General features: G+C 68.9%; 9 protein-coding genes, 1 tRNA gene and 1 other RNA gene. 5 read left to right on the top strand and 6 right to left on the bottom strand.

Annotation, left to right across the window (positions count from 1 at the left end; all coding sequences use genetic code 11):
• Nucleotides 1–117: 117 nt before the first annotated feature.
• Nucleotides 118–1,080 (bottom strand): DUF2637 domain-containing protein, encoded by a 963-nt coding sequence (locus CG740_RS16005; RefSeq protein ID WP_100575782.1) that lies wholly within the window; start codon nucleotides 1,078–1,080, stop codon nucleotides 118–120.
• A gap of 407 nt (nucleotides 1,081–1,487) precedes the next feature.
• The gene (locus CG740_RS16010; RefSeq protein ID WP_442802828.1) at nucleotides 1,488–2,678 is read right to left on the bottom strand and encodes a DUF3631 domain-containing protein; all 1,191 of its coding nucleotides are present in this window, start codon (nucleotides 2,676–2,678) and stop codon (nucleotides 1,488–1,490) included.
• Between the two features lie 389 nt (nucleotides 2,679–3,067).
• Here CG740_RS16010 and CG740_RS16015 point away from each other — a divergent pair, with 389 nt between their 5' ends.
• The 3 genes from CG740_RS16015 to CG740_RS16025 all read left to right on the top strand — a co-directional run bounded on the left by CG740_RS16015 (nucleotide 3,068) and on the right by CG740_RS16025 (nucleotide 5,303).
• Nucleotides 3,068–3,574, top strand: coding sequence for a helix-turn-helix domain-containing protein (locus CG740_RS16015; protein WP_100575784.1), 507 nt, complete (start codon nucleotides 3,068–3,070; stop codon nucleotides 3,572–3,574).
• A gap of 176 nt (nucleotides 3,575–3,750) precedes the next feature.
• Entirely contained in the window at nucleotides 3,751–4,056 is a 306-nt protein-coding gene (locus CG740_RS16020) for a helix-turn-helix domain-containing protein (RefSeq protein ID WP_100575785.1), read from the top strand.
• Between the two features lie 11 nt (nucleotides 4,057–4,067).
• Nucleotides 4,068–5,303, top strand: a complete 1,236-nt coding sequence (locus CG740_RS16025; protein ID WP_100575786.1) for a tyrosine-type recombinase/integrase — start codon at nucleotides 4,068–4,070, stop codon at nucleotides 5,301–5,303.
• 99 nt (nucleotides 5,304–5,402) lie between these two features.
• Here the strand turns inward: CG740_RS16025 and CG740_RS16030 are convergent, their stop codons facing one another.
• The 4 genes from CG740_RS16030 to CG740_RS16045 form a co-directional block, all read right to left on the bottom strand.
• The gene (locus CG740_RS16030) at nucleotides 5,403–7,418 is read right to left on the bottom strand and encodes a DNA recombination protein RecN (RefSeq protein ID WP_100575787.1); all 2,016 of its coding nucleotides are present in this window, start codon (nucleotides 7,416–7,418) and stop codon (nucleotides 5,403–5,405) included.
• A complete protein-coding gene (locus CG740_RS16035; protein WP_100575788.1) occupies nucleotides 7,415–7,993 on the bottom strand; it encodes an ABC-three component system middle component 2 in 579 nt (192 codons plus the stop codon). Before CG740_RS16035 ends, CG740_RS16030 begins: the two co-directional genes overlap by 4 nt.
• A gap of 40 nt (nucleotides 7,994–8,033) precedes the next feature.
• Entirely contained in the window at nucleotides 8,034–9,014 is a 981-nt protein-coding gene (locus tag CG740_RS16040; protein ID WP_234376278.1) for a serine/threonine protein kinase, read from the bottom strand.
• 332 nt (nucleotides 9,015–9,346) lie between these two features.
• A tRNA-Ser gene (locus CG740_RS16045) sits at nucleotides 9,347–9,434 on the bottom strand.
• A gap of 72 nt (nucleotides 9,435–9,506) precedes the next feature.
• On the opposite strand from CG740_RS16045, the gene ffs reads away from it, so the two are divergent.
• Both ffs and CG740_RS16055 read left to right on the top strand, forming a co-directional pair.
• Nucleotides 9,507–9,601: signal recognition particle sRNA small type (gene ffs / locus CG740_RS16050), an RNA gene on the top strand.
• A gap of 135 nt (nucleotides 9,602–9,736) precedes the next feature.
• Nucleotides 9,737–11,170 (top strand): DNA polymerase III subunit gamma and tau (locus CG740_RS16055; RefSeq protein WP_159030305.1); only part of this gene is annotated, 1,434 nt, incomplete at its 3' end.

Consider the following 11,170-nt stretch of genomic DNA (forward strand, 5'->3'; position numbering starts at 1 on the left):
TCGGCCGGGAGGTGACTGTGTTGCTGAGCGACGGTTCGGCCTAGTCGGACGTCTCGTGTGGTTATGGGGAAGGAGTGCCGCCCGGAACCGGTCCGGGCAGCGCCGCGCCGCGACGGGTCATCCGATGGGGTGCGGGCGGGCTTCGGTTCCCTGGCGCACCAGTGCCATGGCTTCGGCGAGCCGATCGGTGCCGGCGCCGAGTCCGGCGTCGGTGACGGCCTTGCGGGCGCTGTCGCGGGTCAGTCCGGAATTCCCCGGGTGAGCGGTGCTGATGATGCTGGCCAGCTCGGCGATGGAGGCGATCGCGGGGCGTCCCCCAGGGCTCGTCTCCGGAGCCTGTCCGGAACTCTCGTGAGGGTTCGGGCCTGCGGGTTCACGCTCCTGTTCGGGCCCGTCGACGGTGCTGTCAGGAACGCTGTCGCGGCCTTGCCCGGAGCCGGAGCCGGGTGCGTCCGTCGAGGGCGAGGGCTCGGTTTCGGCGGCCCGGGTGGCGGTAGTCGGCTGCTGGGGCGGTGCCGTAGCGGGCCGGACTGCGACGGCGGTGTACGGAACTTCGGCGGCCAGCGTGCCCAGGGCTTGCGTACCGTCCTGAACTTCGGAAGGAGTTGCGGTCACCGGCGTCCGGGCGGCGGTGATCCCGCCGTAGCGGGTGATCAGAATGTGCAGGTGGGTCGCTCCGGCCAGGGCGAGCGGTGCGATGGCAGACAGCACGGTGACGGTGCCGTCGCCCAGGTGGAGTGTGACCGCGCCGGGCCGGTTCAGGTCGAGAGCGTGAAGCCCGTTGGCCCAGATGCTGGCGGCGGTCGCCGTGATGAACAGCGTCCACGCGTACAGCCGTGCGGGCATCGGCGCTTCGCGCAGGACGAGCAGGGCGCGGACGCCGTAGGCGATGAACCCGTCGATCACCACGGGGAAGAGGTAGGTCAGTTGGTGGCGGACGTGGACGGCGGTGGCCATCTGCCGCAGCGCGTCGTAGGAGAGTGCGCATCCGGCGATGCCGAGCAGGACGATGGCGAACCGGTCCCACCAGGTGGCGCGGTGGCGGCTGGTGGGCGTGGCAGGTATGGCGGTGTCGGGCATGGGTGTGGCCCCCTCGGGGTGCGGTTCTGGGTGGGGGTGAGTGGTGATCCGTCTTGGCCGTCTTGCCGTTGACGGTGCAGGTCAGGGGCGGGACGGCAGGCGTGCGGCACGGTGTCTCAGCGCCGTCCGGGACGCGTCCTGCCGTACGGCGTCGGCTCGGCGGCCGTGGTCGCACTAGTTGGCTCGACAGGAGTGCCGGTGCCGTCGGCTCGGGGCCCGGGACGGATGCCTATCCGTCTTGGGACACTGTGCCGTCTTGCCCGGATCGGCTTTGACCTGCGCTTATACGGCAGGGACGGCACGAGACGGATATGGACCGGGGCTGTCCTTCGGCGGCGTCCGTGCCCGTAGCGGGGTGACCGGCGCGGGTGCCGCCGTCGAGCGGTCGGCGGCGGCACCCACGCGGGTCAGTCGGTCCGCGCGTCTCTGGCGTCGTCAGGGCCGGTCTCGGGGTGGACGGACGGGCAGTAGCGCTTCCAGGCGTCGGCGAACTTCGCGCGGGTGTAGCCCTTGAGCTGGGTGCCGTCGGGCATGCGGACGTTGCCGGAGCGGATGCCGTACTCGCGCAGCAGCCCGGAGAGGGCGCGCGGGTTGAGCCCGCCGCGCCCGGCCTCAGCCCAGGGGGCTTCGGGGTCGGAGTTGAGGCGGTAGAGCAGGGCGTCGGTGGAGACGCTCTCGGGGTCGCCAGCGGAGGCGAAGGCGCGGCGGATGTCGGCGAGGATGCGGGCATTGGAGGGGTTGTCCTCCTCGGCCTGGACCTCGGCGGTGACCATCTGCGTGCATGCGGTGCGGGCGCGCTCGGGCCAGGTGCCGCCTGCGAGGTCGGCGACGATCACCAGAGGCTCCCAGGTGTCGGCCGCCCGGTCCTCGACGGGCATCCCCGGCTCCAGATGGAGGGCCTGCTGGCTCACCGAGGCGGCCCAGCGCGCGAGACGGGCCCGCAGTTCGTGCAGGCTGGGACTGTCGCGGCGGGTCCGGTACGGGCTCACCCGCTCGCCCTCTGCGCGGCGGCGCATCCGGATCACGACGGACCGGTCCATGATCGTGTCGGGCAGATCGCCGATGCCGGCGAGCGCCGCCATGGCGAAGGTCGCGAAGGAGTGGGGTGTGTGCTCCTTGCCGACCACTCGCAGTACCGGTCGGCCGCGCTGATGCCCGGCGTTGAGCAGACCGCGCATCTCCTCGTTCTTCTCGGCGACCTTGGGGCTGCCGAAGATGGTGTCGGCTTCGTCCACGAGGAGGGTCGGCGGCTCGTCTGAGATCGAGCGGAAGATGGCCGCTGCCGTGGAGTTCACGGTGATGACGGGCTTGTGGACCGTCTCGGTGAGCAGGTCGAGCAGGCGGGACTTCCCGCACCGCTTCGCCGGGCCGACCACAGCCAGACGTGGGGCGTGCTGCCACACCTGCTGGAGGTGAGTGGCCGCGATCCACAGCACGGTTGCGTCCAGTGCCTGCTCGCACGGGAGGACCACGAAGCGGGCGAGGGCGGTGCGCAGCTCGTCCAGCAGCGCGGCGCCGTCCGGCTGCCCACGGTCCGGTGACGGGGTGCCGGTCGGAAGGGATGCCGCAGGGGCGGCGGGGGCGGTACTCTCGTTCACGGAGATCCTCACTCGGCGGCTCCGGGGGGCAACCCGGTCCGCCTTGGTCGACTGTCCTGGGATGGGCGGTGGCGAGGTTTCCTGCAGCCCCCGGTGTTCGTAGCGCCGGGGGTTTTCGCGTTCCTCGGGGCACCTAGGTGTTTCAACCTCGGTGCGGTTCGCTAGTAGATGCCCTCATGGCATAAGTGTGCACGAGCGCCCGCCTGTAGTCAACCTTCCAGTGAATCGATAATCCAACCCCTACGGGAATGCTCGCTGCTCAAGTCCATAGTGACGCATGCCACATGCGGGGTTAATCTCTTGCGGGTTGGGGTATCCATGCTGGTAGGTTTTAAGGGTGGAGGTATGGCGCCCTCCGTCGACCGAGAAAGAGGAGGGAGGTGAAAGAAGTGGAAGATGCCAAGCCGCAGCGCTGGGCTCCGCCCGAAGGGGAAGCCCTGGTGGCGCACAACCTGAAGGTCCTACGCATGACGGCCCGCCTGTCCCAGGAGGACATGGCGGAGCGCATGCGCCGCCTGGGCTTCAAGATGCACCAGACCCAGATCGCCAAGATCGAGAACGGTGGTCGGAGCATCAGCCTCAACGAGGCCCTGGGCTTCGCCAAGGCTCTCGGCGTCCCTGCTGATCACTTCCTGCTCGAAGCCGTCGCGGGCCTCGACGATCCTCACTGGGAGCTGCAGGAAGCGGCCTTCGACATTCAGAAGGCCGAACAGGAGCACCGGGTCGCCCAAGATCTCGCCGTTGCCGCGAAGAACAGACTTGAGGCGGCCGAGGCCCGGTACGACGAGATCGCCGACCGCCTCGGCATCGAGCCAGACCCGGGGAGCCTCTCGTTCTATCCGGCTCCGAACTCGCCCGGCGATCCGCTCCGCAGCGGTTCCGCCGACGACGAGTAACCGCTCGGCGGATATCTCCTCAGGCGCCTGAATGGGCTCTTCGAAGCCCATCCACCGCCGTCCCTCGGTGCTACGAACACCGGGGTTCACCAGCGCGGACACCGATCCAAGCCCACCGCCCATCCCGGACAGTCCAGCGGTCACGTTGCCCCGTGACCACCGAAAGGCGATCCCGCATGCCCACCACCCTGCCCCCGCTCACCCGCATCGCCGACGCCCTCGGCGTCCCCGAGCAGCGGCTCCGAACTCTGGTGCTGGAACACACGGCACCCACCCCTGACGCGACCCTCGCCGCGCTCACCGTCGAGGAGGCCGCCCGCCGCCTCGGCGTCGGCCGCACCACCATGTACGCGCTCAGCGCCTCCGGCGAGGTCCAGTCCGTCCGCATCGGCCGCCTGCGCCGAGTGTCTGCCGATGCCCTGGCCGTCTACCTCGCCGACTGCTCCCAGGCTCCCGCCCCGACCGTCGCCCTCGCGGCCTGAAGGGGGCGGACATGGCCAACTCCCGCCAGCCCAACGGCGCCTCCTCGATCTTCCTCGGCAAGGACGGCAAGTGGCACGGCTATGTGACCGTCGGCGTCAAGGACGACGGCAAACCCGACCGGCGCCACGTCAAGCGCAAGACCCGTGCCGACGCCACCAAGGCGGTCCGCGAACTGGAACGCAAGCGCGACTCCGGCACCGTCGGCAAGGCCGGGCAGACCTGGACCGTCACGACCTGGCTGACCCACTGGGTCGAGAACATCGCCGCACCACACGTGGGCGAGAACACCATCGACGGCTACCGCGTCGCCGTCTACCACCACCTCATCCCCGGCCTCGGCGCACACCGCCTCCCCAAGCTGGAGCCCGAGCACCTGGAGCGCTTCTACGCCAAGATGCAGAAGGCCGGCAGCGCCGCCGGTACCGCGCACCAGGTCCACCGCACCGTGCGCACGGCCCTCAACGAGGCGGTGCGCCGAGGTCACCTCACCGTCAACCCCGCCTCCGTCGCCAAGGCGCCACGCCTGGAGGAGGAAGAGGTCGAGCCCTACACGGTCGAGGAAGTGCAGAAGCTCCTCGACCTGGCAAACAAGAGCCGACACCCCGCGCGTTGGGTCATATCCCTGGCGCTCGGACTGCGTCAGGGCGAGGTCCTCGGGCTCAAGTGGACGGACGTCGACTTCGAGCTGCGGGTCATGACGGTCCAGCGCAATCGACTGCGACCTCGGTACGAGCACGGCTGCGGCAACCGCTGCGGGCGCAAGCCTGGGTTCTGCCCCCAGAAGGTCAACACTCGACGCGAGACCAAGGACACCAAGTCCCGCGCCGGACGTCGGCCCATCGGCATCCCCGATCCGCTGGTGCGGCTGCTGCTCCAGCACCGGCGAGAGCAGGAGCGGGACCGCTCGCTGGCCGGCGACCTCTGGACGGAGAAGGGGTACGTCTTCGCCTCCCCGACCGGCGAGCCCCTCAACCCGAACACCGACCACCACGAGTGGAAGGACCTCCTGAAGGCGGCGGGCCTGCGCACAGGCCGTCTCCACGACGCCCGTCACACGGCGGCGACTGTGCTGCTGATCCTCGGTGTTCCGGACACGGTCGTTGACGCGATCATGGGCTGGGAACCCGGCAAGTCCGCCCGGATGCGCCGCCGCTACCAGCACCTCACCAACCGGGTGCTCACGGACACCGCAGACAAGATCGGTGGGCTGCTCTGGCCGCTGCCCGAGGAGTCGCCCGTCGTCTGAGCGCCGCACACTTCACCAGCGGGGCTGTCGGCTCGAGTGCGTCTGCATTCGGGCCGACTTGGGCTCGGCTCCCTACGAGTCCTCCCTCTAGGTGGGAGGCTATTCGGGGCTGCCTTCGTCTGTAGTGGTCTCGTCGTCGATCAGCCCGTAGGGGGGTCGGTCCTCGTTGCGGCTGTACCGGACCACGACGTTCTCTTCCACGAGCATGGGCGGACTGTTGTCGACGATGATCACCTGGGCACCAGCCCCCTGTTCAGCCAGCCAGCTGCTCAGGTGGCGGTAGAAGTCGTCGATGGCGATCGCGTCTGCGATTACCGCATCCCGGGTGGCGCCGTGGCCCAGGTTCTTCTGTGGGCTGTCGATCATGAGGAAGCCGGGGTGGGCTGCCGATGTTTCGACGGCGACCTCGAAGACGGCCAGCTGCCAGGCCAGGGTCAGGAGTGTTCGGGCGCCGGATGATGCCTCGCGGTAGGAGTCGCCGCGTACGTGAGGAACCAGGTTCGTGTCGATCATCGGCTGGCTGAGTTTCGGGTAGCGCCACTGCCGCAGGAGGTCGCTGTACCGGCCGCTGATTCGGCCGACCATCAGGTCCCGGTCCTGTGCGGCATCTCCCAGCCGGTCGCGTTCCTCCCGCAAACGTTCGATCTGTGCCTCATGTCGCTCCACGAGCGCGCCGCGCTTCTCCAGGCCAGCCTGAAGCTTCGTCGCGTTCTCGGCGTGCTGTAGATGACGGAGGACTTCCTCGCGCCGGCGCTGGAGGTTGTCGCGAGCGGCGAGGAACGGGGTGACGGTGGGCGAAGTGGCCTCGTCGACCGCGGCCGCGGCACGTTCTTCGTCGATGGAGGCGTCTTCTGCCTGGAGCTTCAACGTGGCGAGCGAGCTGTCCAGGCCCTCGATGTAGGCAGTGATCTCCTTCAAACGGGCCTTGGTGGCCCTGACCTCGGCTGCGACGTCCAGCCGCCCTTCATCCGACGAGTGCTCAGCTGTGGCGGTGCCGAGCGTCAGGTGACCGTCGCCGTGGGGCAGCTCGTGGCTGCAAAGACTGCACGAGCCGTTTTCCACCGACGGGGGAGCGGGCAGTCGGTTCAGGCACGCCGGGCAGTTGGTGACGCTGAGGGGGTCGAACAGGCGCTGCGCTTCGGCCAGCATATTGAGCTTGACGAGGTCGTCCGCGTACTGCGCCCGCAGCGGCATCATCCGGGTGAGTTGCGTCTCGCAGTCACGTACCACGCCGGCGGCTTGCCGGGCGCGCTGGGCAGCTTGCTGGTGCTCGCGGCGCAGACGCCCGGCGAAGGCGGTGCCGGCTTGCGCTGCCTCGTCGAGGACCCGTAGTTGCTCGGTCAGCTCCCGCAGCTCGCCTTCGTATTGCTCAGCGATCAGCGCGCCGACCGTGGGAACGTCCTGCTCGTCGACGAACGCCCGTGCCGCGGCGAGTTCGGAGCGTGCCTGGGTGAGTCGGGCACCCAGTTCTTTGATGCGTTGCCCAAGCTCGACGGCGCGGTCGTCGTGAACGCCGAAGACGACGTCGACCACCTGCTTCAGCTTGTGCTTCTTCATGTACTCGTTCTCGAACAGGAAGTTCTTGGAGGCGACGCGCTCGTTGGGTAGAAACGCGAGGTTCATGAGGTCGCGGATGCTCAGGGGGTCGGTCCGGGACTCACGACTGGAGGGGGCCTCCCGCAGCTGGACGCCTTCGAGCTTGCAATGCCCCAGCAGCAGAGCGGAGAGGCTCTCGGGTGCTCCCGCCGGCTCGATGGTCCTGCTCTCAGGCTTGGAGAGCGGCGGGCTGTCCAGCGTCCCCCGGCGTACGTAGGCGACCTTCGACGGTTCCCCGACGGGCCGCTCGATGACGTGCGGTTCGCCGGACAGCTCGACTTCCAGAAGGCAGGAACGGACCTTCCGCAGCACCTCAGGATGCCGTGGATGACGCTTCCCGCCGAGGCCGTAGGCGATGAACTCCAACACCGCGGTCTTGCCCGAGCTGAATGCCCCGGCTACCACGGACAGGTCCCGCACCCGCTGGTCCTGCGTGAAATCGACGTCATAGTTCCGGCTGACGCCAGCAAGGCGCAGGCGCCGGATCCGGATGCCTGGCAGAGGCTGCATGGTGGTCATCCCTCCCAGGGCATGTCAGGTGCCTGCGGTCCCGGACCCAGCACGCTGAGGAGCGCGGCACCGGGACCGCCCTCGCCATCCGGCCTCAGCCACCGTGCGGTCTGTTCCCGCAGCGCCTTGTCGCTGAGCTTGCGGAGGCTACGCACGACGATGGACGCCGCAGTGGTGAACGACGCGGCGTAGGTGGCGGTGAAGCGAGCCCCGAGTTCCCGACCGCGGTTGCTGATCGAATAGGCGAAGGCGCCGTTGCGGTTGTGAACCTCGCAACACCCGTAAGCCACGAGCAGCCCGAGATCGTGCTGGATGCGCTCGCGTCGACTGGTGAAGCGCTGCGAGGAGGACGCGTACGAGAGCACCTGCGGATCGAACCCGGCCAGCCTGAGCATATTGCCCTCCCGGCCGTCGGAATTGACGACTAGGAAGGGATTCGCAGACAGGAAGTCGTAATAGCCGATGCGCTCCAGGCTCGCCCCCTTCGCGTCCTGTCCGGCGACAGCGTCGAGAAGCAGCAGCAGCTGCGCCAGCCGGAAGGTCACCTCGTCCTCCGGCATCATCACCGGCCGGTGTGCTTCCACAGCGAACTCCTCGTAGGTCTGACAGGACAGGTGACGGCGGTCAGCCGTCGGGGTGCTCGGCGGCGATCTGCCGCCAGTGTTTGACCCAGCCCGCCTTGCGGTTGTCCACGAGCCGGTGGACCAGCCCCCAGCTGTGCACCAGCTCCAGGCGGAGCGACTTCGGCAATTTGTCGTGCTCGTTGCGTACATCCCGCCAGACACGGGTGTGGAGAACTCGAAGCGCGTCCTCAGCCGCGCATTCATTGAACTGCATCTCCCATAGCCCGTGGAGCGTCGCATCGGCAGAACTGAGCGCCGCCACCTCAGCCGGAACATCCTTGTGCGCGATCTCGCGAGCCACCAGATCGGCATTGAAGAACTGCCTCTTGGCCGAGTCCAGCTCCACGTGGCCGGCCTCTGTCATCTGCCGAATGAACAAGGCGGAGCCAAGGGCAGCTGCCTTGTCGTCCTCGACCTCGAGTACCAGCCGAAGCTGCTCCACGGGGGCCGGGGCGGAGGCGGCCTGAGCGTACGTCTCGTAGAAGCCGCGACGCACGTCGTCGCCTTCGGGGCTAAGAAGCTTCTTCCGGAGGGCGGTCTCGTCCCAGAGCTGGATCACGAGGCCGAGTTCCTTCTCCCTCGCCTTCGTCCACGTGTCCCACCATGCCGTCATGGGGCCGTCCATGCTGGAAGGGATGCACAGAATCCAGCTGGCGATGGTGTGGCCGTTCTTGACGGCTGCCTTCAGCACGTTGTCGAGCGAGTCTGTGACCTGCTGTACGTGCTTCTTGGTGGTGACCGGCATGAAGTACTTGGACTGCCACACTGTGATCGCTCCGCCGAGGTTTCCGGCGAAGGCGTCGATACCCCAGTCGCCCGGGTTCGCAGCGACGGACCGTACGTTTGGGGTCGTTGCGGCGGCAAGCTGAGCGATCATCGTTTCGAAGTCGTCGCGGGCTCCGCCGAGGCTTCCCCCGCGGACTGCGTGCACGTCGAAGCTGATTGGCTGGACACCCGTCGGCACGGCTATCGAGTCAGGCACAGCCCACCCCCCTGCGCCGGTGGCTGCACACAGGATGTTCCCCGTGCGTCACACGCCGTATCGGTGGAGCCTATCCAACGGCCACTCGTCTGATCAAGAAGCGGAACGCCCCGGCATCTCAAGTACGGTCCCCTGCGCAGCACGGCAATCGCGCGAAACCTGCGGGCCACGATTCAGGCGTGCAGGTCGTCTTGGCGAGAGGGCTGCAGCCCTCTCCCGCAGGGGGCCGTCGCGGCCTGATCGCGGCAACTGCAACCCAAACTGCAACCCTCAACGTCGAAGGGCCCCGCTGCAAGCAGTGGGGCCCTTCGACATCGTGCCCGGTGAGGCACTGGCGGAGGATACGAGATTCGAACTCGTGAGGGGTTGCCCCCAACACGCTTTCCAAGCGTGCGCCCTAGGCCACTAGGCGAATCCTCCGCGGCAAACAATACAAGACGTTGAGGGGTGCTCGCGAACTCGTTCCCACCTCAGGGATCAGGTACCCTGTGCGGAGCCCCTCACGTGGCGCTATCTGACTGAACTCCCCCAGGGCCGGAAGGCAGCAAGGGTAGGTCGGCTCTGGCGGGTGCGTGGGGGGCGCCTTATTTGGTGCGGCGCGGGATTTTGTGCGGCGCGGGGCGCCCGGGACCCTTGTGGGCGGGGGCGGTTCGGCCGGGGGGCCGGGGGCGGGGCGTCGTCGGCGGGCCCGGTTGTCAGTGGGCCCCGATAACCTCGTATGCGTGTCGTCCCTTGCGCTGTACCGCCGCTACCGCCCCGAGTCCTTCGCCGAGGTCATCGGGCAGGAGCATGTCACTGACCCGTTGCAGCAGGCGCTGCGGAACAACCGGGTCAATCACGCGTATCTGTTCAGCGGGCCGCGCGGCTGTGGCAAGACGACCAGTGCCCGGATCCTGGCCCGGTGTCTGAACTGCGAGCAGGGGCCGACACCGACTCCGTGCGGGGAGTGCCAGTCCTGTCGGGACCTCGCGCGCAACGGGCCGGGTTCCATCGACGTGATCGAGATCGACGCGGCTTCGCACGGTGGCGTGGACGACGCCCGTGAGCTGCGCGAGAAGGCCTTCTTCGGCCCGGCGTCCAGCCGCTACAAGATCTACATCATCGACGAGGCCCACATGGTGACCTCGGCCGGCTTCAACGCGCTGCTGAAGGTCGTCGAGGAGCCGCCGGAGCACCTCAAGTTCATCTTCGCCACCACCGAGCCCGAGAAGGTCATCGGGACGATCCGCTCGCGTACGCACCACTATCCGTTCCGCCTTGTGCCGCCCGGCACGCTGCGGGACTACCTCGGCGAGGTCTGCGGGCACGAGGGCATCCCCATCGAGGACGGGGTGCTGCCGCTGGTCGTGCGGGCCGGCGCCGGATCCGTGCGTGACTCGATGTCCGTCATGGACCAGCTGCTGGCCGGCGCCGCCGACGACGGTGTGACATACAGCATGGCCACCGCCCTGCTCGGCTACACCGACACCTCGCTGCTCGACTCCGTGGTCGACGCCTTCGCGTCGGGTGACGGCGCCGCCGCCTTCGAGGTCGTCGAGCGGGTCATCGAGGGCGGCAACGACCCGCGCCGCTTCGTCGCCGACCTGCTGGAGCGGCTGCGCGACCTGGTGATCCTGGCCGCCGTTCCGGACGCGGGGGAGAAGGGGCTCATCGACGCCCCGGCCGATCTCGTGGAGCGGATGCAGGCGCAGGCCTCCGTGTTCGGTGCGGCCGAGCTGAGCCGGGCCGCCGACCTCGTCAACGCCGGGCTCACCGAGATGCGCGGGGCCACCTCGCCCCGGCTCCAGCTCGAATTGATCTGTGCCCGGGTGCTGCTGCCCGCCGCGTACGACGACGAGCGCTCGTTGCAGGCGCGGCTCGACCGCCTTGAGCGCGGGGTCAACTTCCAGACGGCGCCCGCCGGTGGGCCCGCCATGGGGTACGTGCCCGGGCCCGAGGCGCATGCGCCGATGCAGGGCGGTCCCAGCGGGCCCGAGGGGGCCCGGGCCGCGGTGCGGGGTGCGGGGGCCGGGGGGCCGGGGCCGATGGCCGGGCCCGGCCAGTCGCCGCCCGCCGCTCCGCCGATGCCGCAGGCCCCCGCGCCCGCGGCCCAGCCCGCCGCTCAGCCACCCGCCGCTCAGCCGCAGCCCGCTCAGCCGCAGCCCGCCCCGCCTGCC

Source organism: Streptomyces sp. CB01201 (assembly GCF_002803085.1).
In the GTDB taxonomy this organism is placed as follows: domain Bacteria; phylum Actinomycetota; class Actinomycetes; order Streptomycetales; family Streptomycetaceae; genus Streptomyces; species Streptomyces hundungensis.